The sequence below is a fragment of the Flavobacterium panici genome (genome assembly GCF_903819335.1).
GTDB classification, from domain to species: Bacteria; Bacteroidota; Bacteroidia; order Flavobacteriales; family Flavobacteriaceae; genus Flavobacterium; species Flavobacterium panici.
In genome coordinates this window covers 24,918-49,396 of record NZ_CAIJDE010000027.1, presented here as the reverse complement: position 1 = coordinate 49,396, position 24,479 = coordinate 24,918, and the positions used below count along the sequence as shown (strand labels likewise).

The following is a 24,479-nucleotide window of genomic DNA, read 5'->3' as shown; positions in this document are numbered from 1 at the left end:
ATTTTTGAAAAGTCTCATAAAACAAAAATGCCTCTAAAATATTTAGAGGCATTTTTTTATTTCGTGCAAATCGGTGAAATTCGTGTTCTAGAACAATCCATTCAATTCAGCATCAATTCTATTAATGATGTTTCCTAAATCTTCCGGATTATCAACAAAATTAATATTATCAACATCAATAATCAATAATTTTCCTTTCGTGTAAGTCTGAATCCATGCCTCATATCTTTCGTTCAAACGGCTTAAATAATCGATAGAAATAGAGTTTTCGTATTCGCGTCCGCGTTTGTGAATTTGGCCCACAAGATTAGGAATAGAACTTCTTAAATAAATCAATAAATCCGGCGCTTTTACCAACGATTCCATTAATTCAAATAAAGACGTGTAATTTTCAAAATCACGGCTTGTCATCAATCCCATTGCATATAAATTGGGAGCAAAAATATGAGCATCTTCATAAATCGTTCTGTCCTGAATGATTTTTTTACCGCTTTCGCGAATTTGCAAAACCTGACGAAAACGACTATTCAGGAAATAGATTTGTAAGTTAAACGACCAGCGTTCCATTTGATGGTAAAAATCGTCTAAGTACGGATTATCAACCACATCTTCATAATGAGGCTCCCATTTAAAATGTTTGGCTAATAATTTAGTTAATGTAGTTTTTCCTGCGCCTATATTTCCTGCTATTGCTATGTGCATTACGGTGTTACGATTTTATAATTTACAATTTCTTTAGTTGTAAAAATAGATAAAATTTGGTCTTTGTAATAGAATTTGTCAAACGTTTTTTCTAAAACTTCAATTTCAGAAATTGTGTTAGTATTTTCTCTCAAATACAACAAGTTAGCTTTGCTGAAAATGAGTTTTTGAGAAGAAATTATTTCCATTTTATCAAAATCAGAAACATTGCCCAAACTTGAAATTTTTCCAAATATATCACATGAAAACCAATTGTTTTTTCTATCAATCCAATAAAAAGTATTAAAGTCGGTTTGGTAATATTTTATGCCTTCGGTTAACGGAATTGATACTGTTTTGTATTCATTTTTTAAATAATCAAAAAGACAAATCTGTTGATTCAACGTATTAAAAATCCAAAGCTGATTTTGCGTTGACATTCCAATTGCGCTGACAACAATAGGATTTGTATTTTGCGAAAAATTAATTTCGGTCATTTTATTCAGCTGATTATCCAATAAAACAACGACGTTGAAATCTTCATAAAACAAAACAATTTTAAGCGGATTCTGAATATCAACTTTCGTAATATTTCCTAACGAAACATTCTTGTATTCAAAGATTTCACTTCCTTTTATTTTGCTAAAAACATTATTTTTTATTTGATAAGAATATCCAAAAGAATCATAACCAATAAATTCATCAGCATCAATTTTGAATTTTGAAATTAGAGAAGCATTTACTTTTTGGCTTTGCCCAAAAAAAGTCGAAAACGAACACGCAATAAACAGCACTAATAAAATTTGGCGTATTGTTTTACTCATAATAGTATAATTTCAAAAGCCAAAGTACAAAAACTACGTTAAAGAATATCTTAAAATTAGAGTTTTGGCTGTTTTTTGAATTTAAACCTTTGTAAATTAGAGTAGTCTTACAAAGATTAGATTTTGTCGATACCATTCTGGCATTGATATATTTAATTTTCAGTATTTTAAAATTAGTAATAAATTTGAATTGTAAGTTTTACAAGACTTCACAACCTTATTAAATAAAACCACATGAAAAAACTATCTTATTTACTCTTAATATTTGCTTTTACACAAGTACATGCACAAAAAGATTTTCAGGGAATGGCCGTTTACGAGTCTAAAACCCAGGCTCCTAAATTTGAAGGAATGCGTGCCGGAAATAGAGACATTACGCCAGAAATGCAAAAAAGTATGGAAGAGCGTATGAAACAAATGCTGGAGAAAACTTTCATATTGAATTTTGATAAAACAGCTTCTATCTATAAAGAAGAAGAAAAACTGGAAGCTCCGGGACAACAAGGCGGTTTTCGAGTTATGATGAGCTCGATGATGGGCGGCGGCGGAACTTTTTACAAAGATGTAAAAGCTAAATCGTATACCGTTGATAAAGAATTTATGGGAAAAGAATTCCTCGTTGTTGACTCTCTGCCAAAATTAAACTGGAAACTGGAACAGGAAACCAAACAAATTGGCGGTTATAATTGTTTTAAAGCAACGGCTGTAAAAGAAGCCAGCAAAACCGATTTTAGAAACTTCAGACCTAAAAATAATGATAAAAAGGATGAAGCCAAAAAAACATCGGGAGAGACAAAAACCAATTTTGAAGACAATTTTGAAATCCCAAAAGAAATTACAGTTACCGCTTGGTATACACCGGAAATTCCGGTTAATCAGGGACCAGAAAATTATTGGGGATTACCGGGTTTGATTTTAGAAGTAAATGATGGAAAAACAGTTATTTTATGTTCTAAAATTGTTTTGAATGCCAAAGAAAAAGTCGAAATAAAACCAGCTAAAAAAGGTAAAGTAGTTTCTCAAAAAGAGTACGACGAAACGGTGATTAAAAAAATGGAAGAATTTAGAGAAATGAGCCGTGGACGTACGTCCGGGGCTGCAATGCCAATGGGAAGATAAAATTTGTAAAACTCCAAATTTCAAATCCCAAATCCCAAATTCCAAAATTGCTTCGCCCGTTCGCTTTCGCTCGGGTTCAACTTCCAATATTCTGATAATGAATAAGACACTTTTTTTATTTGCCTTACTTTTTACTTCTATATGCTTTTCTCAAAGTGTTCGTTTCGATGGATTTATTCAGGATGAACAAAAAAATCCGTTGGAGATGGCCAATATTATGGCGGTTAATAATGCTACAAAAGCAATGGATTCGTACGGAATTACCAATGATAAAGGTAAATTTCAACTTACTTTAAAACCAAACGCTTCATACACGGTTAAAGTAAGTTATCTGGGAATGAAATCGAAAGAAATAGCCATTTCTACCAAAACGGAAAATATCGTTCAAAATATTATTATGGACGGCGCGGGAATAGAACTCGAAGGAGTTGAAATCGTTCGTGAAATGCCGGTTTCTATAAAAGGCGACACTATTGTTTACAATGCCGATTCGTTTAAATCTGGAACAGAAAAAAAGCTTGAAGATGTCCTGAAAAAACTTCCGGGCGTTGAGGTAAATGCCGATGGTGAGATTGAGGTTGAAGGAAAAAAAGTAAGTAAATTAATGGTGGAAGGAAAAGACTTTTTTGACGGAGATACCAAACTGGGCGTTAAAAATATTCCTGCAGATGCGATTGATAAAGTTCAGGTTTTACGAAATTACAACGAAGTAAGCGCTTTAAAAGGTCTTGAAAACGATCAGGAAAATGTGGCGATGAATATTAAACTGAAAGAAGGGAAAAAGAACTTTTGGTTTGGAGATATGACTGCCGGAATTGGTGTTGCAGAACTCGACAGCCGTTATATTATAAATCCAAAACTGTTTTATTACAGTCCGAAATACAGTATAAATTTAATTACCAATTTTAATAATATTGGAGAACTGCCTCTTACGGCGCAGGATTATTTTAAGTTTACGGGTGGATTTAAAAACATGATGAAAAAAGGCGGAAGTTCTTTTAATGTTTCATCAAATGATTTAGGAATTTCGGTTTTAAGAAACAATCGGGCAAAAGAAATTGAAACCAAATTTGGCGCAACAAATTTCTCGTATTCTCCAACAAAAACATGGAATATAAGCGGTTTCGGAATTCTTTCGACTTCAAAAACCGATTTAGAAACCAAATCACAGACTACGATTTTAGATTCTGGAGATCAGCAGAAAAGAGACGAATTAACGGATCAAAAAAACAATTTAGGATTGTTTAAACTGAGTTCAACTTATAAGCCAAACGATAAATTTCAGTTTGATTATGATATCCTGACCAAATTATCAAAACAGGAAGAAGATACCGATTTAATTCGTGAACAAATTGTAAATAAGATTCCTGACTCAGAAACTATTTTTACAAATAAGAAACAAGATCCAACTTCGGTTAATCAAAATTTGAGTTTGTATTATACACAAAGTGAAAAGAATATTTTTGCTTTTGAAATGCAGCATTTGTATCAGGACGAAAATCCATTTTATAATGCCAATCTGCGAACACTTCCTTTCAATTTGTCAGGATATATTCCGGGTCAGGATCGGAACGATTTAAATCAGGATCGTTTTGTGAAAACCAATAAATTAGACGCAAAACTAGATTACTATTATATGGTAACACCAAAAAGTAATTTCAATGTTACAGTGGGAAACACCTATTCATATCAAAATTTCAACTCTCATATTTTTCAAATGCTGGATAACGGAGACAGAAATGATTTGAATAATTCAGAAAATAATAATGATGTAGATTACCGTTTTAATGATGCTTTTTTAGGATTCCATTATAAAATTCTAACAGGAAAATTTACTTTGACACCTGGAGTTAGTCTGCATTCTTACCAAATGACAAACGGACAATTGGGTTCAAATTATTCTCAAAGTTTCACTAAAATACTGCCGGACTTTTTTGCCTTATACCAAATTAAAAAATCAGAAACGTTGACATATAATTTCTCTTTGACAAATGATTTTACTGATATTAATCAATTAGCGGCAGGTTATGTTTTATCAGATTACAGTAGTTTATTTCGTGGAGATCGTACTTTAGAAAACGCGACTTCACAAGTTCATACACTTCGTTATTTCAAATACAACATGTTCAATTTCGAGAATATTTTTGCGAATGCAACGTATACAAGAAAAGTGGATGCGATTAAAACAGAAGCTAATTTTGATGGAATTAATCAATCTTCGGTTCCCTATAATTCAAACTTAGCCGATGAAACTTTCTCAGGAATGGGAGCTTACGGACGTTCGTTTTTAAAGAATTACAAAGCCTCAGTAAATGCAAGTTTGAACTGGTCAAAATTCAATAATATTCAAAATGATGATTTGAGAACCACAGAAAGTTTTGTGCAGAGTTATACGATTAGAGCTTCAACTAATTATAAAAACCTGCCGAATATCGAATTTGGGTACAATCTTTTGGTGAATAAATACAGCGGTTCTACATTTTATACTGATAAACCATTTGCAAAATTAGATTACTATTTCCTGGATAGTTTTTCTTTTGTTTCCGAGTATGAATTTTACCATTATTATAATGGAGATAAAACGGTCGACAACGAATATGATTTTTTAAGTGCCAGTTTAATTTATCAAAAGAAAAACAGCAAATGGGAGTATAAAGTTTCGGCAACCAATTTACTAAACACCAGATATCTTAATGATGATAACTTTACGCAGTTCTCTACAAGAGTTTCTCAATACACGGTTCAACCGCGCTACATTATCTTTTCAATGAAATATAATTTATAATAGATTGACTTAATTTAAAATTTAGGAGTTTATTTTAGTAAGAATAGAATATCTTTACATGAATATTAACAGCCAAATTTTTATATTATGCGCAATTCTATTTGGAGTTTATTGCTATTTACTTCGGGAATTTTTATGTCTTTTTCTCAAACAAAAGGTATCGAAAAAGGGACTTATTTATCTGCCGCCAAAGGTCAGAAAATCAAACTGAATTTATTAGACGATAATAAATACGAATTAGTTTTTTATACGGGAGGTTATGAAATTAAAGGCGACTCGTTAGTTTTTAGTAGAAATCCAACTGCAGAAAACAGATTTGATCTGTCGTTTGTAACTGATAAAAAAGCAAAAAACATCAAGATTAAATTTTTAGATCCATCGTATTATTCTTTTTATATAGGAACTCAAAACGGTACAGAGGAAATTCAATACCAAAGAATTTCAGATATAAAAACGAAACTGGATCCTGAATGGGCAAAAACAGATTTAGAATTTGAAATCGAAAAATCAGATTTTTTATATTTAGTTTATGAAGAATATGACGGAAATAGCCATTTAGAAAAATATGCTGTACCAAAAGATGCTGCTGAAATAACGATTAATTACGAACTGGAAGTTTTAGGCGATTTAAAACTTGCCGGATTTTATGACAAGAAAACAAATGAATTAAAAATCTCTGAAAAAGGAGGAAAAAATCCATTGGTATTTTTAAATGAAAAAGAGCCACAGCCTGTAAAAAAATCAAAAGTTACACCTCTTGAAAATCAAACCGTTTCAAAATGGACTTATCCGGGTAAAGTTGATTATTTAAATGAAGATTTTGGAACCGGAGTTGCTGTTGATACGGCTGCTGCAGCTGTGGTTGATTATGCAGTTGATCCTAATGTTGTAAAATTTGATTTCAAACTAAAAATCGAAAACAACCTTAAAAAAGCAATTGAATCTACTAAAGGAGCAAGTACCAATAAGTATTTGGTTGTTTTAGCAAATGACAAAAATAAATTGGCAAAACAAAGTTTCGATGCTTTTGTAAAAGATCAGGAAACACAAACGGGATATAATATGTATGAAGCATATAATCCGCAATATGATGTTTTTAATTATTATCTGGCTGGAGCCGATGATAAAAAGTGGCTGAAAAACAATAAAATTACAAACGATCCGAGTGTAGTTGTTTTAAACGGAAATGGAGATGTATTAGCCGTTGCAAAATCTGATTTATCAGACAAATCATATCACTTTAATTACTATGGGGATCTTTACAGAAAACTTTTGCGTGCAGATGTTTTTGTAACGATTGATAAAATCTTTAAAAACAAAAAGGCAGCCGACGCAGATTTGATCAGAGCTTTTAATAGAGCTTCAGTTTTAGAATCTTCGTATGATTATGATTCAGATTATGTTGTCACAGAAGATAACCCAACTGAATTTGCGATAACAAAAACAGCTGTAGATAAAAAAGAGATTGCTCAAACCTGGAAAAAACTGATTGAAGCACATCAAAAAGATGCAAAACCAAACTTGTATTTAGTTGAAACAATTGTAAAAGAAATCAAAAACCAAGGGTTTACAAAACAGCTTTTTAATGAAGACAGGATCTTAAACGATACAGATTATTTAGCGATAGATTATCTTTTAAAACATTCTGACGCAATTGAAGCTGAACGTACAGCATTCAATAGTAAAGAAGGAGAAATACATACTTTAGGAAATGTAGTTTCTGAAATTTCTTCTGCATTACAGCAAAATACTTATATTTCTCAGGAAGGAACTTCGGGAGAAGTAAATAAAGAGAAAAATATTTCGATTTATAAAAAGATCATTGCTTTAGGAAAAGGAAATTTTGAATCGTACCGAAATTATTTTGATTATTTAAGCCAAATTGAAGATAAAGACGGTTCAAATACGAATTTCCTAAAAGACTTTAGCAGTTATTTTGACTCTAACTTAGCTTCAGAAAAAGGAAGTCCGATTGAAAAATTAGATGTCATATATTCTTCGTTAGATGCAACTTCAAGTTATTCTTATGACGGATGGAATGCTTTTAAAGATTATCATTCAAATCTTTGTAATTCTACGGCATGGACTGTGGTTTTAAAACCTCAGAATGCTTCATTTATAAAAAGTGCTATTGTTTGGTCAGAATACAGTTTAGTTGTAACAAAAAACAATCCGTATTATTTAGATACTTTGGCGCAGTTATATTATAAAGACGGTCAAAAAGAAAAAGCAATTGCAACACAGACTTTGGCAGTAAAATATTTAACTCCGGAAGTTGAAGAAGTAACCGCAAGCGATATAAAAGAAACGCTTTCAAAAATGCAAAACGGAACGTATTAAAGTTCTGTTTTCATATCAAATAAAAAAAGGCTGTCTAAATTTAGACAGCCTTTTTTAGTATGTAAATGTTTCAGATTGATTACAATCCAAAAGCAGCTTTTACTTTGTCAACAAAATCAAGTTTCTCCCATGTAAACAATTCAACAGTAACCGTTTTTTCGTTTCCGCCTGGAGCAGAGAAAGTTTTAGTAACCGTTTCTGGTTTACGTCCCATGTGTCCGTAAGCAGCAGTTTCACTATAAATTGGATTTCTTAATTTCAAACGCTGTTCGATAAAGTAAGGACGCATATCAAAAATAGCTTCTACTTTTTTAGCGATTTCACCGTTAGTTAAGTTTACTTTAGAAGTTCCGTAAGTTTCAATGAAAATTCCCATTGGTTCAGCAACTCCAATAGCGTAAGAAACCTGAACTAAGATTTCGTCAGCAACACCCGCAGCAACTAAGTTTTTAGCAATATGACGAGTTGCATAAGCAGCACTTCTGTCAACTTTACTCGGATCTTTTCCAGAGAATGCACCACCACCGTGAGCACCTTTTCCACCGTAAGTATCAACAATGATTTTTCTTCCTGTTAAACCAGTATCTCCGTGAGGTCCTCCAATAACGAATTTTCCTGTTGGGTTAATATGGTAGTTGATTTTATCGTTGAATAAATGCGCGTGAGTTGGGTTTTTAGCGATAATTCTAGGAATAAGAATTTCGATAATATCTTTTTTGATTTTAGCAAGCATTACAGCTTCTTCATCAAAATCATCATGCTGCGTTGAAATAACAATCGCGTCGATACGAGTTGGTTTGTTATCGTCGCTGTATTCTAAAGTTACCTGAGATTTAGCATCTGGACGTAAATACGTGATTTCTTTATTTTCACGTCTTAAAATCGCTAACTCTTGTAATAATTTATGAGATAAATCAAGAGCTAGAGGCATATAGTTTTCAGTTTCATTTGTAGCGTACCCAAACATCATTCCCTGATCACCTGCACCTTGCTCTTCTGGCTTAGCTCTGTCAACACCTTGATTAATGTCTGCAGACTGCTCGTGAATTGCTGAAAGAATTCCACAAGAATTTGCTTCAAACATATATTCACTTTTAGTATATCCAATTTTACGGATTACCTCACGTGCAATTTGTTGTACATCAAGATAAGTATTTGATTTTACTTCACCTGCTAAAATAACCTGACCTGTAGTAACTAATGTCTCGCAAGCTACTTTTGAGTCAGCATCAAATGCCAGAAAGTTATCAATTAAAGCATCCGAAATTTGATCTGCAACTTTGTCTGGATGCCCTTCACTAACAGATTCTGACGTAAATAAATAAGCCATAATAATTTATTAAATTAACATTAAGCGAGGAAAAGTAATTGCTGAAAGTGCTAAAGGAGAATTCCTGCTTTAGCATTTTTTACTACCAAAAACTTAGTTTCGGCATCCATAACGAATCATTTCATTATGAAGAGGTTGCAATCAGTTCAAATTTTTCCTCTGTATTCGCGTGCAAAGGTATAAAACCATTTTGATTTGCAAATTAAAGTTCAACTTTTTTTATTTTTTATAGCAGAAATTTAACAGTAACATACTAATTTGATAGGGTAATAGAAAATATTTTTGTTTTTGTTTGGTCAGTTAAAAAATAGTTTGCACATTTGCCTCGTTAAAATAACAGAACAAAATGAAATTTACAATTTGCAATATGATGTCTTGTAAGATGCCGGAGCTTTCCGCAGAGAATCTATTGTAGTTTATTTTCAACAACATATATAGAACCTCTGCCAGCCGCAGAGGTTTTTTTTGTTCCAAAATTAAACTTGTAAGAATTTTTTTTAAGCCAAAAACACAAATTAATCAGTAAAAAGAAATGAAAAAAAATGTACTAATCGTTTTAGGTCTTTTGACATTTTCAGGCCTGTATGCTCAGGATAATAAGACTGAGCAGGATACTTTAAAGAATAATGAACTGTCAGAAGTTACCGTAATTGGAACTCGTAATAAAAATAGAGTAAAAACAGATGTACCGGTTCCGGTTGATGTTTTTAATATTTCTGAAATAACAAAAGGAGCGCCGCAAACCAGCGTAACGCAGATTTTAAATTATGTTGCACCGTCATTTACAAGTAACGCAACATCAACTGCCGATGCAACAGACCACGTTGATCCGGCACAATTAAGAGGTTTAGGCCCAGATCAGGTTTTAATTTTAGTAAACGGAAAACGAAGACACACCAGTGCCTTAGTAAACATAAATGGATCACCGGGAAGAGGATCTGTAGGGACAGATTTAAATGCGATTCCATCTTTTGCCATTGAAAGAATCGAAGTTTTAAGAGATGGAGCCGCGGCACAATACGGTTCTGATGCTATTGCCGGAGTAATCAATATTGTATTGAAAAAGAACGCTAAATATCTTTCGGGAGGCATTCAATATGGAACTAATTTATCATCTGGATCTAACAATTTTAAAGGCGGAGCCGATGGTCAAACCGTTCAAGTCGATTTAAACTACGGAACATCATTAGGTAAACCGGGAAGTTTCTTGAATGTTACCGGAACAGCCGTAACAAGACAAGCTACAAGCCGTGCAGGAATTAGAAACAATGGAATTTTTAATGCCTATAATGCTGTAGAAAACAGAGCGGCTCAAAACGGAGTTCAGATTAATTCGCTTTTCAGTAATATCAATAGTACTCCAAATTCGGCACAAATTATAAGTTCGATACAACAATACGCACCGCAGGTAAGTTATTTTACGCCGGCACAGCAAACTGCAATTTCATCTGCAACAACAATTACGCAATTACAGACCGCACTTAATTTTGATGTTACCAATAATGAGTTAGCCTACAGAGGACAAGAAAGAGCAGACTATAATATGAGTGTTGGTCAGTCAGAACTGGCTTCTGGACAAGCGTATTATAATGCAAAATATCCGTTAACAGAAACAACTTCATTATATTCTTTTGGTGGAGTATCGTATAGAGATGGTAAATCGTATGCTTTTAACAGACTTCCAAACGGTTCTGGAACTTTCACGCAAGTGTATGAAAACGGATTTTTACCGGAAATTGAATCAGGAATTTTAGATGCTTCTGCAGCACTTGGAGTAAATACACAATTATTTGGATTTGATACTGATTTGAGTTCAAACCTTGGAACTAACTCTTTTAAATATGATGTAAACAATACCATCAATGCAACTTTGGGTGTAAATTCTCCTTCTAGTTTTGATGCCGGAAAAGTTTCCTTTTTGCAAAGTACAACCAATTTAGATTTCAGCAGAAAATTTGATTTTCTTGCAGGTTTAAACATTGCATTTGGTGGAGAATTCCGATATGAAAACTATCAAATCAAACAAGGAGAACAAGCTTCATACGGATTATATGATGTAAACGGAGCTTTAGTTTCGGGAGTTTTACCAACTACTTCACCTTTAATCGTAACTGATTTCTTTGGAAACAAACGTGGAGCCGGAGCGCAGGGATTTTCAGGATTTCAGCCTTCAGATGCTAAAGAAAGAGACAGACGAAGCGGTGCAGCTTATATTGATTTAGAATTAAATGCAACCGAAAATTGGCTTTTAAACGGGGCGGCGCGTTATGAAAACTATTCAGATTTTGGGAGTACAGTTACTTTTAAACTGGCTTCTCTTTTAAAACTAAACGATAATATCAACTGGAGAATTTCTGGACAAACAGGTTTTAGAGCGCCATCCTTACAACAAAAATACTTTGAAGCAAGTTCAACTCAGTTCATTAATGGATCTCCATATCAGGTTGGTTATTTTACAAATGATTCGCAGGCAGCAAAAAGTATTGGTGTAGAAAATTTAAAACCAGAGAAATCAAAAAGCATCAGCACAGGATTTACTTTTAAAATTCCGGAAGCCAATATCACAATCGCAACCGATGCTTATTTTACAAGAATCAACGACAGAATTGTCTTGTCTGGACAATACGCAAGACCAACAGATGCGCAGATAAATGCCGCTACATCGCAAACACAAAAAGATGCCTTGACATTGTTTCAACAAGCATTTGATTTGAAAGGTGTAGAAAGAGCTTCGTTCTGGACAAACGGAATCGACTCTGAAACGAAAGGAATTGATGTCGTAATTTCTCAAAAATATGATGTAATTCAGGATTTTGTAATCAGAAATGATTTTGCTTTAAGTTATAATGAAACTAAAAGAGTAGGAGATTTACACATTCCACAGTCTATTGTTAATGCAGGAGGAGATCCTTATATATATTCCTTTTTTCCGGAGTCAAGCCGAGTGTATTTAGAAGAAGCAATTCCGAAATTAAAAGCGAACTTAACTACAACTTTCAGTATTAAAAAACTAGATATTTATTTAAGAAACAGTTATTTCGGAAAAGTAACAGATCCGGGAGCAACAGATGTTAATTTAGATGGATTTGCTTCTGTATACGAACATCCGGAATACAGCGCAAAACTGGTTACCGATTTATCTTTCGGATATCAAATCAACGAACATTTTAGAGCAACTGTTGGTTTTAATAATATAGGAGACGTTTATCCGGACAGAAATAATCCGTCAACTCCGGCTTTCACCAATACAACTCCAACTTTATCTCCTGCGCCAAGTACTGACTTGACAAATGCAAATCAGTTTGCGTATTCAAGAGCTGTATCGCAATTTGGATTAAACGGAAGATTTGGATTTGCTCGTTTGAGCTTTAAGTTTTAAAAAGAATAGGCCACAGATTTTACGGATTAAACGGATTGGCACTGATTTTTTTTGAATCAATGTGATTTTTTGTCCTGATGGTTATCGGGATTGAACTTAAATTATAAAAAGATAGGCCACAGATTTTGGGATTAAACGAATTAGCACTGATTTTTAAAATCAATGTAATCTTTTTAATCTGTGGCTAACCTTTTTCAACCCATGTAAATGGTTTTTATATTACATTAAATAAAAATGAAACCCGTGTCAATCCGTTTAATCCGTATAATCTGTGGTCAATTTTTAAAAAGAAAGCCAGCATTTAAGGGACTTACAAAAATTTAACGTTAAATATCAAAATTTTATTTGGCAGTTAAATAAATAAATATTACATTTACTCTATCTAATTAGTCGAGTTTAAAAAAGAATTAAATTTTAAATTAAAATGAAAACAATAGCAAGAAATAATATGATGTGTTGTAGTATGATGCAAATGTGCATCCAACCTTGCTGTTGCCAAAAGTAAAAAGATAAAATCTTTGTTATAGTTAAACTATAAGCCCTTTTGGTCGCCATCCGAAAGGGCTTTTTTCATTTCTACACTTTAAATTTTAAAATCATGAAAACATTAAATTCAATCGCCATAGAGTATTTATTGAGAAACGATTCTCAAATAAACAATAATAGATCAGAAGAGATCACAAAAGAAGTTATCAGAATAAAAACGGAGCAAGATAGAAAAAGTCAAAAATCATTGTTGTTTCAAATGTATGATCTTGAAATAGAAGGAGAACTTCCTTTTGCATAAATCAATTGACAATTTCAATTTCAAAAATCAATTTCAAAGTCAAATACCACTTTATATATAGTATTAACAATATTTAAAAAACTAAGAAATCATGAGTACACAAAAATTTGCAACAAACGCATTACACGCAGGACATGATGTAACTAAAAATTCAGGAACAAGAGCAGTGCCAATTTACCAAACATCATCATACGTATTTAATAACGCAGATCATGCTGCCAATTTATTTGGTCTTGCCGAAGCAGGATTTATCTACACCAGATTAAATAATCCAACAAATGATGTTTTAGAACAGCGTTTAGCAGCTCTTGAAGGCGGAATTGGAGCTGTAGTTACGGCCTCTGGAGCATCGGCAATTTCTACAACATTTTTGACTTTGCTTAGAACGGGCGATCATATCGTAGCATCAAATAGTTTATACGGCGGGACTTATAACTTATTAAGTGTAACATTACCGCGTTTAGGAATTACAACCACTTTTGTAGATCCTTCAAACCCTGAAAACTTCACAAAAGCAGCAAAAGAAAATACCAGAGCATTCTTTGTAGAATCACTGGGAAATCCAAAACTGGATGTATTAGATTTAAAAGGAATTTCGGCGGAAGCCAAAGCATTCAAAGTGCCATTTATAGTAGATAATACAGTTGCGACACCTTATTTATTAAACCCAATTAAATATGGTGCCGATATTGTAATTCACTCCTTAACAAAATATATTGCCGGAAACGGAACTTCATTAGGTGGCGCAATTATCGACGCCGGAACTTTTGACTGGTCTAACGGAAAATTCCCTGAATTTACAGAACCTTCTGCAGGATATCACGGATTAGTATATCACGAAGCTTTAGGAAATGCAGCCTTTATTGCAAAAGCAAGAATCGAAGGACTGCGTGATTTTGGAGCAGCTTTAAGTCCATTTAATGCTTTCCAGATTATTCAGGGATTAGAAACCTTACCAATCCGAATTAAAAAACACAGCGAAAATGCTTTGGTTCTGGCCGAATGGTTAGAGAAACAAGATGAGGTAGTTTGGGTAAATTACCCAGGTTTAAAATCAAGTAAATATTATGATTTAGCGAAACAATATCTTCCTGAAGGACAAAGCGGTGTGATCACTTTTGGACTAAAAGGAGGTTTTGATGCCGCTAAAAAAGTGGTAGACGAAACAAGATTGTTCTCACTTCTGGCTAATATTGGTGATACAAAATCGCTGATTATCCACCCGGCGAGTACTACGCATCAGCAATTGTCAGAAGAAGAGCAATTGGCTACTGGAGTTTCAAAAGATTTAGTCCGACTTTCTGTTGGAATAGAAGATGTAGAAGATTTAATCGCCGACTTACAATCGGTTTTTGAAAGCGTAATTCAGTCGCAGTATAGTATCAATAAAAATTAGGTTTTTTTGTTTTTTGTTTGAAAAATTGCCTTTAGCAGCGTGAGTTCTGCTAGAGGTGATTTTTTATGAAAAAAGATTTCAAGATAAAAGTTTCACCATATAAGGTATATAAGTTCATTGTAGAGACGCACCAATTTATTGAAACGTCTAAAATTATAAACGTTGATAAATTAAATGAACTTATATAACTTATATGGTTTACTAATTACAGATATGTTTTAAAAAATTAAAATTATGTCAAAGCTTAAAATAAATATTATCCTTTTTGGAATAGGAAATATTGGAAGTACATTAATCAATCAGATTATCGAAAGTCAGGAGTTTTTTCTGCAAAGTAAAAACGTCGATTTTCATTTTCCCATAATTACCAATTCTACCGTTGCCTTTTTCGAGAAAGAAGGCGTAGGATATGCGTGGGAAACCAATTTTAGAGAATTGGCCGTTCCTTTTAGAGTGCAGGATATTGTCGAATTTGCAAAAGAAAACGAGTTCGAAAATCTAATCGCCGTCGATGCAACCGCAAGTGATGAGCTTATTGGTCATTATAATACGTTGATCGAAAACGGATTTAATATTGTTGCTGTCAATAAAAAAGCAAATACACTGCCCATTGATCTTTACAAACAATTAAGAGAAAACCTTAAAAAATACGACAAAGAGTTTTTGTATGAAACCTCAGTCGATACCGGTTTTCCTGTTTTGCAGACTTTAAGGGATTTATATTTCTCCGGAGAAAAAATCACAAAGATAAGAGGCGTATTTTCAGATAATCTGAGTTATGTCTTTAATCGTTTTTCTGCCGAAGAAAATACTTTTTCCTCTGTTTTAAAAGATGCAAGCCTTCTCGGATTAATGCGATCTACTTTTAAAGAAGATTTATCCGGAAATGACACCGCCAGAAAATTGTTGATTTTAACTCGTGAAATTGGTAAAGAATTCGAACTCTCTGATATTAAAATCAATCCGCTTATTGGAGAAGAACATTTGGAGAAAAACGGAATCCTTAATAAAGATGCCATTGACCGATCGTTTAAAATTGCCAAAATAACCCAGAAAGACAATCATGTTTTAAGATATATAGGAGAATTTGATGTCGAGAAAAATACATTAGAAGTCAAATTAGTATCAGAACCTGTAACTTCAGCAATAGGACAATTAAAAGGTTCCGATTCTATTTTTGAAATTTATACCCAATCTTATGCCAGTACACCCATTGTACTTCAAAGTGCGTCACCATGCAAACAGGCTATTTCAAGAGGTTTAATTACAGATATTTTAAAAGTAGCTGAAAAGATTAAAAATAAGGAAGCAGTCTGGCTATAAGTGGTTGTAATATTAGTAGTTCTTTGACAGATTGAAACTAAAAGTAAGTTATTTTTTGTAAGATTATACTTCGTTTGGTTCAAATTGTAATTTTGTAGGATGTTTTTTAACGATAAAAAGCTGTTTTTTAACGTTTTTTAAGAAAAAATAGGGTTTTATAACTTGGAATATTGAAAAAATATTCGCACATTTGTAAGACAAGTAAGAACTGTTAAAAACAGTTCATTAATTGTTAAAATAAATATAGCTTTTGAGATCCTAATCACATCTTAAAAAAAGCTTTTTAAAGAAAAGTAAATGCAAGATTTTATTAAAATAACTGTCAAATCGCAAATGAATAAGTCCCTACAGATGAACATGATGTTTAATGTCGCACGTATTTGTGTACGCGTCTGTTGATACTAAAAGTATATATAAGTTCTATAAAAACTTAAACCCTTTTGGTATTAAAATCCAAAAGGGTTTTTTTATTCCATTTGGCAAACATAACAAAGAATTAAAGGAAATATAAAGATTAAAAAATAACTAACTTAAACTTAATAATATGAGCGCAATAACTTACTTAAGAAAAAAACTTACAGGGTACAGAAGTGCAAAAGCTGAAAGAAACAATCCGCCGCCTGTAAATGAATTAATCCACCCAAGTTTCGGTGTAACTGAAACAGATAAAAAAGCGGAGAAAAAAGTACCAAATTCATTATTGTTTTTGATGTACTCAAAAGAAAATGAAACCCTTTTCATCTAACTTGAAAAGCAGCCATAAAATAGGTTAAAACCTGCATGACTTTACTGGGCATAACGTTCGGTATTTTTGTGCGTACAAAAGTTTCTGATTGAATTATGTTTAAGAAATTGAGTAATCAGTTTCATTAAAATTTGTTAGTTTAAGAAATTAGTAGTTAATTTGCACCGTTAAGTTCAAAAACGTATTGAAATGTTATAAAGAAAGGAGGAGGGATTAGACCCGATGAATCCTTAGCAACCCTTCGTTAATTCGAAGAAGGTGCTGCATTCTACCACGCCCAAACGTGGAAAGATAACAACAAGAATTTTTCTAGTTTCAACTCTAGACTTTCTTTCTAATATTTCCACATACAAATCAATAATAAATAGATTTGAAATTGGAAAATATACCAAGTCCCATTATAATTCAAGATTTCATCACCGAAAGTGGTGCGCTGTATCCGTCGTTACCGTTAAGTTTTACACTTTCCGGGAAACCGCTGTATACTGCCCCAATTGTTTTGGTAAATCACGCCTTAACCGGAAACGCTCAGGTTACCGGCGAAAACGGCTGGTGGAATGATTTAATAGGCGAAGCAAAAACCATCGATACCAATCAATATACTGTTTTGGCGTTTAATGTTCCCGGAAACGGAAACGATTCATTTATAATCGAAAATTATCAGGATTTTACAACCAGAGATATCGCCAGAATCTTTATCAAAGGATTAAAAGCTTTAAATATTGAGCAGGTATTTGCCATAATTGGCGGTTCTGTTGGCGGTGGAATTGCCTGGGAAATCCTGGCTTTGGAACCCAACATTACAGAACATTTAATCCCAATTGCAACTGACTGGAAATCGACCGACTGGATGATTGCAAACTGCTTTCTGCAAGAACAAATTCTGAACAATTCTTCAAAACCAATTGAAGATGCCAGAATTCATGCCATGTTGTGTTACCGATCTCCTGAATCATTCAAAGAAAAATTCCAACGAACCATCAATCAGGATCTTTTGATTTTTAATATCGAGAGCTGGCTGGCGCATCACGGAAAAAAACTACAGCAGCGCTATCAATTAGCATCATATAAATTGATGAACCAGCTGCTTAAAACCATAGATATTACCCGAAATAGCGAGGATTTCGAAACGCTAATATCCAAATCAAACGCTGCGATTCATATCGTGGCAATTAATTCAGATTTGTTTTTTACACCAAAAGAAAATCTGGAAACTTACAATGAATTAAAGAAATTTAAAAACAATGTTTTTTACAGCGAAATTGATTCGGCTCACGGACATGACGCTTTTTTAATCGAGTACAAACAATTAGATCATTTACTTGCCGATATTTTTAAGGCAGAAACAATAGCAAAATAAAATGAAAATATTAAAATTTGGTGGTAAATCATTATCAAACGGAGAAGGACTTAACAAAGTAGTTTCAATCATTACAGATAAAGTAAATCAAGGTGAAAAAATTGCCGTGGTCGTTTCTGCGCGCGGAAACGCAACAGATGAATTAGAAGATATTTTAAGGATTGCTGCCAAAAACGGAAACTACAAACCACTTTTAGAAAGCTTTAAAGCATACCAAACTTCAGATTATCCGAAAGTTGATTTATCTGAAGAATTTAATATTTTAGATAAATTATTCGAAGGAGTAAGCTTAATTGGCGATTACAGCAACAAAATCAAAGATCAGATTTTGTCTAAAGGCGAATTACTTTCGGCTAAATTATTGACTTCAATTCTAGTAGAAAAAGGGATTCCTGCCAATTTCGTTGACACAAGAGAATTATTAAAAACCGATTCTAAATTTGGTGACGCTCAGCCTTTGGAACAACTTTCAAAGAAAAACGTTATCAACTATTTCAAACTTCATAACGGTGAAACAGTAAATATTGTTACGGGTTTCATTGGTTCAAACAACAACAACGACACGACAACTTTAGGGAGAAATGGAAGTAATTATACCGCTTCGTTAATCGCAAATTATCTGGATGCCGAAGAACTTCAAAATTTTACGCACGTTGACGGAATTTACACAGCAAATCCGGATTTAGTTGCCGATGCTAAAAAAATCGAATATTTATCGTTTAATGAAGCGAATGAATTAGCCAATTTTGGCGCAACAATTCTGCATGCTAAAACGATAATTCCTTTATTGGAAAAAAATATTCCACTTCGTATTTTAAACACATTCAATCACGAAAATCACGGAACTTTAATCACTTCAAATTCTCAAAAAGAAGGAATTAAAACGCTTTCTGTTTTAGAAAACGTTTCACTTGTAAACCTTGAAGGACGCGGATTACTTGGGAAATCTGGAGTTGATGCCCGTATTTTTAAAGTAATGGGTGATCACAACATCAGCGTAAGCATTATTTCGCAAGGTTCTTCTGAAAGAGGAATCGGATTGGTTGTGGCTAAAGAAAAAGCAACATTGGCAATGGTGGAATTAGAAAAAGAGTTCGAAAACGACTTTTATTCTAAAGATGTAAACCAGATTACAGTAACAGATAATGTTTCGGTAATTTCGATTATCGGGCAGGATTTAAGTACGTTCCACAAACCATATACTGCTTTAATCAAAAATAAAATAGTTCCCATTTTATTCAACAACACCGTTACAGGTAAAAACGTGAGTTTAGTTGTAAAGAAAGAAGAACTAAACAAAGCTTTAAACGTAATTCACGGAGAGATTTTTGGAGTTTCTAAAAAAATCAATATTGCTATTTTCGGTCACGGATTAGTGGGTGGAACTTTGATTAATCAAATTTTAGAATCGGCTTCTTCAATTGAAAAACGTAAAGATATTAAGCTGAATGTTTTTGCAATTGCGAATTCTAAAAAGCTTCTTTTAAATAAAAATGGCGTAACTTCAAGCTGGAAAAACGACATTGAAGCTAAAGGCGAACCGTATACAATTAAAGATATTATCTCTTATGCAAATGAGTATCATTTAGAGAACTTAATTGCGATTGATAATACAGCAAGTGCATCATTTGTAGAAAATTATGTTCCGCTTGTAGAAAGCAGTTTCGATTTGATTTCTTCAAATAAAGTGGCGAATACTTTGACGTATGGTTTTTATAAAGAATTGAGAAAAGCTTTGGCAGAAAACCAAAAGAATTATTTGTACGAAACCAATGTTGGTGCAGGTTTACCATTAATTGACACCATTAAATTACTGCATCTTTCTGGGGAAAACATTACAAAGATTAAAGGTGTTTTCTCAGGAACGTTGAGTTATTTATTCAACAATTTCTCTGCAAAAGATGTTCCGTTTAGCGAAATTCTGAAAGAAGCAATTGATAACGGATATACAGAACCAGACCCGCGTGAGGATTTATGCGGAAATGATGTGGGAAGAAAATTATTGATTTTGGCGAGAGAATTAGATTTACAAAATGAGTTTGAAGAAATCTCCATTCAAAACCTGATTCCTGAACATTTACGCGAAGGAAATGTTGCTGATTTCTTGACTAAATTAAAAGAATTCGATCCAATTTACGAGAAAATAAAAGCCGACCAAAAACCAAATCATGTATTAAGATATATTGGTGAATTGTCTGGTGATTTACAAAATGATAAAGGAAATCTAGAAGTAAAATTAGTTTCTGTTCCTTCAGACACTGCTCTTGGCGGTTTAAAAGGTTCTGATTCTTTCTTCGAAATTTATACAGAATCTTACGGAGATCGTCCAATTGTTATTCAGGGAGCTGGTGCAGGCTCTGCGGTAACGGCAAGAGGAGTTTTTGGAGATATTTTGAGATTATCTGATAAAGGGTAATTGATTTTAGATTGCAGATTTTAGAGTTTAGATTTTTGATTTGAACTCAAATAAAACAAAAAAAGAAAAATAACATGAAAGTAACTTTGAACAGAGTAAATGACGCTTTTCATTTTAAACTTAAAAATGAACGCGGACATGTAGTTGATGTTGACAGCAGAGCTGAATTTGGAGGAAGCGATTTAGGAGCAAGTCCGATGGAGTTGGTATTAATGGGCGTTGCCGGATGCAGTGCAATTGATATGATTTCGATTTTGAAAAAGCAGCGCCAGGAAATCACTTCTTTTAACGCTGAGGTTGATGGAACACGCGTACAGATTGATGAAGCTAAACCTTTTAAAGAAATCGATGTGGTTTTTTATTTAGAAGGCGATATCAATCCAGAAAAAGCACAGCGTGCCGCACAACTTTCTTTTGAGAAATACTGCTCAGTTGCCAAAACTGTAGAACCAACAGCAACAATCAATTACAAAGTTGTTTTAAACAACGAAGAATTAAAATAATTAGAAAATTAGTCAATTTTGAGAATTAGATAATTCTTTGGGCTAACTATTAAATAATGAAAGATTATTTCGCGAAACTCTGTGATCACTTTGTGAAACTCTGCGAAATAACTCTTTTAAACACACAACATAATGAACGAACAAGAATTTGGTTTTGAAACTAAAGCCATACGTACACATTTAGAAAAAACACAATTTCAGGAACATTCAACTCCTTTGTATTTATCATCAAGTTTTATATTTGAAGATGCAGAGGATATGAGAGCTTCTTTCACGGAAGAAAAAGTCCGCAATATTTACTCCCGTTTCAGCAATCCAAATACAACAGAATTTGTAGACAAAGTTTGTGCAATGGAAGGTGCCGAATCTGGTTATGCTTTTGCAACCGGAATGGCTGCAATATATTCTACGTTTGCCGCATTGTTAGAATCTGGAGATCACATTGTTTCTGCAGGAAGCGTTTTTGGATCAACTCATGCGCTGTTTATGACGTATTTTCCAAAATGGAAAATCGAAACTTCTTATTTTGATATCAATAAACCGGAAACTATTGAAAGTTTCATCAAACCAAATACTAAAATTCTATACGCTGAAACACCAACAAATCCTGGTGTAGATGTAATTGATTTAGAATTGTTAGGTCAAATTGCGAAAAAGCATAATTTGATTTTAATAATTGACAACTGTTTTGCAACGCCATATATTCAACAGCCTATTAAATATGGTGCGCATTTGGTAGTTCATTCGGCAACAAAATTAATAGACGGACAAGGTCGTGTTTTAGGAGGAGTTGTAGTTGGAGAAGCGGAATTAATTCGTAAAATATACTTGTTTTCAAGAAATACTGGACCGGCAATGTCGCCGTTTAATGCCTGGGTTTTGTCAAAAAGTTTAGAGACTTTGGCAGTTCGTGTAGACAAGCATTGTGAAAATGCTTTAAAAGTGGCTGAATTTTTAGAAAGTCATCCAAACGTAAACAGCGTGAAATATCCATTTTTGAAATCACATCCAAAATATGAAATTGCCAAAAAACAAATGCTTTTAGGCGGTAACATTATTGCGATTGAAATTAAAGGCGGTCTTGAAGCAGGAAGAAAATTTTTGGACAAGATTAAATTATGTTCTCTTTCGGCAAATATTGGAGATGTAAAAACGATTGTAACGCATCCTGCATCAACAACACACAGCAAATTATCTGAAGAAGATCAATTAGCAGTTGGAATCACACAAGGTCTGGTTCGTGTTTCTGTAGGTTTAGAAACAGTAGCAGATGTAATCGCTGATTTAAAGCAAGCGCTGGATTAAAAAGTTTAGATTTTAGACTTCAGATTTTAGATTATATAATGACGATTTTTGACTGTAAATTTATTACTGTTAAAAATCGTCATTCTTTTTTGATGGTTATTTGGGTAAAAAATATATTTTTGTTTTCGTTATAATTTAAATCTATAATAATCAATTTAATAAACGACCAAACCATGAGTAACTCTACTTACATTCTTGATGAAAAATTATTGGCATCCGGCGGAAGCCGATTTGTAAACTATATTTTAGATATAGTTGTAATCCTTGCTTTAATTTTTATTATTTCTTTAATGATTGCTTTTTTAGGAAATTTTTTGGGCTGGAATGATCTTTTGTACTGGCTTGGTAATTTGAGTGATTTTGAAGGACAGTTAGTTTTTATTGTTATTTCTGTTTTTTATTATTCATTGTCAGAAGGTCTTTTTGGAAGATCACTTGGAAAATTTGTTACGGGAACTGTTGTAGTAGATGAAAATGGCGAAAAACCTTCTTTCGGAACTATCTTTAAGAGATCATTATGCCGACTAATTCCTTTTGAAGTTTTTTCTTTTTTAGGAAGCAGAGGCTGGCATGATTCAATTACTGATACTTATGTTGTCAATAAAAAAGATTTGGAGAAAGAAGTAAAACTATTCCACGAATTCAATTTAATAGGGAACACCGAACTAAATTGATAGAATAAGTAGAATATAAATCTCAATCTGTTATTTTTCTCATTTAAAAAGCCTATTTTTGTTGCAGAATAATATGAAGCTTGTAAATTTTAAAAATAATCTAAAATTTACAGTCTGAAATCTAAAATTTAAAGATGCTTTCAAAGAAAACAAAATACGGAATTAAAGCTTTAACCTATTTAGCCAGACGAGAAAATAACGAACCTGTACAAATAGCTGAAATTGCAAAAAGTGAACATATTTCGATAAAATTTCTGGAAAGTATTTTATTATTATTGAGGAATTCAGGATTTCTTGGTGCAAAAAAAGGAAAAGGCGGCGGTTATTATTTGATAAAAGATCCAAAAGATATCAGTATGGCCAAAGTATACCGAATTCTTGAAGGGCCAATTGCATTGTTGCCATGTGCAAGTCATAATTTCTACGAAAAATGCGATGACTGCGATGATGAATCTACCTGTGCAGCACGACGTTTAATGACAGAAGTAAGAGATAATACACTTAAAATATTAGAAAGCAATTCTCTGGCAGATATCGCTTTTTAAGTTTAAACCATATAAGTTATATAAGTTAATTTTAGTAGAGACGCACAGCAGTGCGTCTACATTTAAACGATGATAAATTAAATGAACTTATATAACTTATATGGTTGAAAAAAATATTTTAAAAGATTAGTTTATATCCTGCCAGAAAAAGCATTACGGCGATGGCATTTCTAAGGAATAAATCCGGTACTTTTCCGCTTAAACTACTTCCTATGTAAATTCCGGGAAGAGATCCCAATAATAATTGTCCTAATAGTGCTAAATCTAAATTTCCCATAGAGGCATGGCCAATTCCTGCAACTAAAGTCAACGGAACAGCGTGGGCAATTTCAGTTCCTACCAAACGAGGCGTTGGCAAAAGCGGATAAAGGAAAAACAAAGTTACCGTTCCTAAAGCGCCGGCTCCAATTGAAGTTAAGGTTACAGTAGCTCCAAGTAAAACTCCAATTCCTACAGTAAGCATATTCTGAGTATGGCTTTCGCTGTGAAATTTATCACCGGCATGTTTTTGAGAAAACTTTAAAATTCTGTTTTTAAATATAATAGCAATTGAAGTGAATAATAGAGCCCAGCCCAAACTATATTTAATTACACGATTAATAGTTTCAATATCTGTTTTAATACTATTTAATATCCATAAAGTCACTAAAGCAGCAGGAACACTTCCTAATGTGAGCCAGCCGGTAATTTTCCAGTTTATATTTCCCTTTTTATTGTGTACAAATACACCACCGGCTTTAGTAAAAGCGGCATAAAGCAAATCTGTTCCCACTGCGGTTGTTGGCGGAATATTAAAAAATAATAAAATTGGAGTCATTAAAGAACCGCCTCCAACGCCGGTCAATCCTACAATAAAACCTACTACTAAACCTGCAATTACAAGACCTATTTGAAAATCCATACAAAAAATTTGTCGCTAAAATAACGACATTTTTATAATTATCCTATGGAAATTGTAGAGATTAAG

Annotated in this window: 18 protein-coding genes and 1 riboswitch; of the genes, 14 read left to right on the top strand and 4 right to left on the bottom strand. The window is 33.1% G+C overall.

Features of this window, described 5'->3' with window-relative positions:
* Positions 1 to 87 precede the first annotated feature (87 nt).
* Together FLAPXU55_RS02515 and FLAPXU55_RS02510 are read right to left on the bottom strand one after the other, a co-directional pair.
* Positions 88 to 702, bottom strand: coding sequence for a deoxynucleoside kinase (locus FLAPXU55_RS02515; protein ID WP_053470079.1), 615 nt, complete (start codon positions 700 to 702; stop codon positions 88 to 90).
* The gene (locus FLAPXU55_RS02510; RefSeq protein WP_180856431.1) at positions 702 to 1,505 is read right to left on the bottom strand and encodes a hypothetical protein; all 804 of its coding nucleotides are present in this window, start codon (positions 1,503 to 1,505) and stop codon (positions 702 to 704) included. The genes FLAPXU55_RS02515 and FLAPXU55_RS02510 overlap by 1 nt, the downstream gene beginning before the upstream one ends.
* 234 nt (positions 1,506 to 1,739) lie before the next feature.
* Between FLAPXU55_RS02510 and FLAPXU55_RS02505 the strand changes: the two genes are divergently transcribed.
* The 3 genes from FLAPXU55_RS02505 to FLAPXU55_RS02495 all read left to right on the top strand — a co-directional run bounded on the left by FLAPXU55_RS02505 (position 1,740) and on the right by FLAPXU55_RS02495 (position 7,749).
* Positions 1,740 to 2,624 (top strand): GLPGLI family protein, encoded by an 885-nt coding sequence (locus FLAPXU55_RS02505; RefSeq protein WP_180856430.1) that lies wholly within the window; start codon positions 1,740 to 1,742, stop codon positions 2,622 to 2,624.
* 97 nt (positions 2,625 to 2,721) lie between these two features.
* Complete coding sequence (locus FLAPXU55_RS02500; RefSeq protein ID WP_180856429.1) at positions 2,722 to 5,409, top strand: carboxypeptidase-like regulatory domain-containing protein; 2,688 nt, start codon at positions 2,722 to 2,724, stop codon at positions 5,407 to 5,409.
* A gap of 87 nt (positions 5,410 to 5,496) precedes the next feature.
* A complete protein-coding gene (locus tag FLAPXU55_RS02495) occupies positions 5,497 to 7,749 on the top strand; it encodes a hypothetical protein (protein ID WP_180856428.1) in 2,253 nt (750 codons plus the stop codon).
* A 79-nt stretch (positions 7,750 to 7,828) separates the two neighbouring features.
* On the opposite strand, the gene metK is transcribed toward FLAPXU55_RS02495, so the two are convergent.
* Positions 7,829 to 9,079: a methionine adenosyltransferase gene (gene metK / locus FLAPXU55_RS02490; RefSeq protein WP_180856427.1), complete on the bottom strand. Its 1,251-nt coding sequence runs from the start codon at positions 9,077 to 9,079 to the stop codon at positions 7,829 to 7,831.
* A 532-nt stretch (positions 9,080 to 9,611) separates the two neighbouring features.
* Here metK and FLAPXU55_RS02485 point away from each other — a divergent pair.
* From FLAPXU55_RS02485 to FLAPXU55_RS02435, 11 genes are all read left to right on the top strand, one after another.
* The gene (locus FLAPXU55_RS02485) at positions 9,612 to 12,458 is read left to right on the top strand and encodes a TonB-dependent receptor plug domain-containing protein (RefSeq protein ID WP_180856426.1); all 2,847 of its coding nucleotides are present in this window, start codon (positions 9,612 to 9,614) and stop codon (positions 12,456 to 12,458) included.
* A gap of 598 nt (positions 12,459 to 13,056) precedes the next feature.
* On the top strand, positions 13,057 to 13,245 hold the full coding sequence (locus FLAPXU55_RS02480; protein ID WP_180856425.1) for a hypothetical protein: 189 nt from the start codon (positions 13,057 to 13,059) through the stop codon (positions 13,243 to 13,245).
* Between the two features lie 91 nt (positions 13,246 to 13,336).
* Positions 13,337 to 14,641 carry an O-acetylhomoserine aminocarboxypropyltransferase/cysteine synthase family protein gene (locus FLAPXU55_RS02475; protein ID WP_180856424.1) on the top strand — a complete coding sequence of 435 codons (1,305 nt, stop codon included), beginning with the start codon at positions 13,337 to 13,339 and terminating at the stop codon, positions 14,639 to 14,641.
* A 234-nt stretch (positions 14,642 to 14,875) separates the two neighbouring features.
* Positions 14,876 to 15,964: a homoserine dehydrogenase family protein gene (locus tag FLAPXU55_RS02470; protein WP_180856423.1), complete on the top strand. Its 1,089-nt coding sequence runs from the start codon at positions 14,876 to 14,878 to the stop codon at positions 15,962 to 15,964.
* Between the two features lie 544 nt (positions 15,965 to 16,508).
* Positions 16,509 to 16,709, top strand: a complete 201-nt coding sequence (locus tag FLAPXU55_RS02465; protein WP_053470090.1) for a hypothetical protein — start codon at positions 16,509 to 16,511, stop codon at positions 16,707 to 16,709.
* Positions 16,710 to 16,898: 189 nt separating this feature from the next.
* A riboswitch (SAM riboswitch) is annotated at positions 16,899 to 17,007 on the top strand.
* Positions 17,008 to 17,085: 78 nt separating this feature from the next.
* Positions 17,086 to 18,069, top strand: coding sequence for an alpha/beta fold hydrolase (locus FLAPXU55_RS02460; protein ID WP_235991982.1), 984 nt, complete (start codon positions 17,086 to 17,088; stop codon positions 18,067 to 18,069).
* A gap of 1 nt (position 18,070) precedes the next feature.
* Positions 18,071 to 20,485: a bifunctional aspartate kinase/homoserine dehydrogenase I gene (gene thrA, locus FLAPXU55_RS02455; protein ID WP_180856421.1), complete on the top strand. Its 2,415-nt coding sequence runs from the start codon at positions 18,071 to 18,073 to the stop codon at positions 20,483 to 20,485.
* A gap of 74 nt (positions 20,486 to 20,559) precedes the next feature.
* Positions 20,560 to 20,988, top strand: coding sequence for an OsmC family protein (locus FLAPXU55_RS02450; RefSeq protein ID WP_053470093.1), 429 nt, complete (start codon positions 20,560 to 20,562; stop codon positions 20,986 to 20,988).
* Between the two features lie 132 nt (positions 20,989 to 21,120).
* Positions 21,121 to 22,293 (top strand): trans-sulfuration enzyme family protein, encoded by a 1,173-nt coding sequence (locus FLAPXU55_RS02445; protein WP_180856420.1) that lies wholly within the window; start codon positions 21,121 to 21,123, stop codon positions 22,291 to 22,293.
* Between the two features lie 173 nt (positions 22,294 to 22,466).
* Complete coding sequence (locus FLAPXU55_RS02440) at positions 22,467 to 22,967, top strand: RDD family protein (protein WP_180856419.1); 501 nt, start codon at positions 22,467 to 22,469, stop codon at positions 22,965 to 22,967.
* Between the two features lie 134 nt (positions 22,968 to 23,101).
* Positions 23,102 to 23,512 carry an RrF2 family transcriptional regulator gene (locus tag FLAPXU55_RS02435; RefSeq protein WP_012023576.1) on the top strand — a complete coding sequence of 137 codons (411 nt, stop codon included), beginning with the start codon at positions 23,102 to 23,104 and terminating at the stop codon, positions 23,510 to 23,512.
* A 118-nt stretch (positions 23,513 to 23,630) separates the two neighbouring features.
* Here FLAPXU55_RS02435 and FLAPXU55_RS02430 read toward each other — a convergent pair whose 3' ends face one another.
* Positions 23,631 to 24,413 (bottom strand): sulfite exporter TauE/SafE family protein, encoded by a 783-nt coding sequence (locus FLAPXU55_RS02430; RefSeq protein ID WP_053470096.1) that lies wholly within the window; start codon positions 24,411 to 24,413, stop codon positions 23,631 to 23,633.
* Positions 24,414 to 24,479 lie beyond the last annotated feature (66 nt).

Coding starts and splice junctions, on each gene's coding strand:
- FLAPXU55_RS02515 (WP_053470079.1), bottom strand. CDS start 702: ATGCACATAGCAATAGCAGGAAATATAGGCGCAGGAAAAACTACATTA.
- FLAPXU55_RS02510 (WP_180856431.1), bottom strand. CDS start 1,505: ATGAGTAAAACAATACGCCAAATTTTATTAGTGCTGTTTATTGCGTGT.
- FLAPXU55_RS02505 (WP_180856430.1), top strand. CDS start 1,740: ATGAAAAAACTATCTTATTTACTCTTAATATTTGCTTTTACACAAGTA.
- FLAPXU55_RS02500 (WP_180856429.1), top strand. CDS start 2,722: ATGAATAAGACACTTTTTTTATTTGCCTTACTTTTTACTTCTATATGC.
- FLAPXU55_RS02495 (WP_180856428.1), top strand. CDS start 5,497: ATGCGCAATTCTATTTGGAGTTTATTGCTATTTACTTCGGGAATTTTT.
- metK (WP_180856427.1), bottom strand. CDS start 9,079: ATGGCTTATTTATTTACGTCAGAATCTGTTAGTGAAGGGCATCCAGAC.
- FLAPXU55_RS02485 (WP_180856426.1), top strand. CDS start 9,612: ATGAAAAAAAATGTACTAATCGTTTTAGGTCTTTTGACATTTTCAGGC.
- FLAPXU55_RS02480 (WP_180856425.1), top strand. CDS start 13,057: ATGAAAACATTAAATTCAATCGCCATAGAGTATTTATTGAGAAACGAT.
- FLAPXU55_RS02475 (WP_180856424.1), top strand. CDS start 13,337: ATGAGTACACAAAAATTTGCAACAAACGCATTACACGCAGGACATGAT.
- FLAPXU55_RS02470 (WP_180856423.1), top strand. CDS start 14,876: ATGTCAAAGCTTAAAATAAATATTATCCTTTTTGGAATAGGAAATATT.
- FLAPXU55_RS02465 (WP_053470090.1), top strand. CDS start 16,509: ATGAGCGCAATAACTTACTTAAGAAAAAAACTTACAGGGTACAGAAGT.
- thrA (WP_180856421.1), top strand. CDS start 18,071: ATGAAAATATTAAAATTTGGTGGTAAATCATTATCAAACGGAGAAGGA.
- FLAPXU55_RS02450 (WP_053470093.1), top strand. CDS start 20,560: ATGAAAGTAACTTTGAACAGAGTAAATGACGCTTTTCATTTTAAACTT.
- FLAPXU55_RS02445 (WP_180856420.1), top strand. CDS start 21,121: ATGAACGAACAAGAATTTGGTTTTGAAACTAAAGCCATACGTACACAT.
- FLAPXU55_RS02440 (WP_180856419.1), top strand. CDS start 22,467: ATGAGTAACTCTACTTACATTCTTGATGAAAAATTATTGGCATCCGGC.
- FLAPXU55_RS02435 (WP_012023576.1), top strand. CDS start 23,102: ATGCTTTCAAAGAAAACAAAATACGGAATTAAAGCTTTAACCTATTTA.
- FLAPXU55_RS02430 (WP_053470096.1), bottom strand. CDS start 24,413: ATGGATTTTCAAATAGGTCTTGTAATTGCAGGTTTAGTAGTAGGTTTT.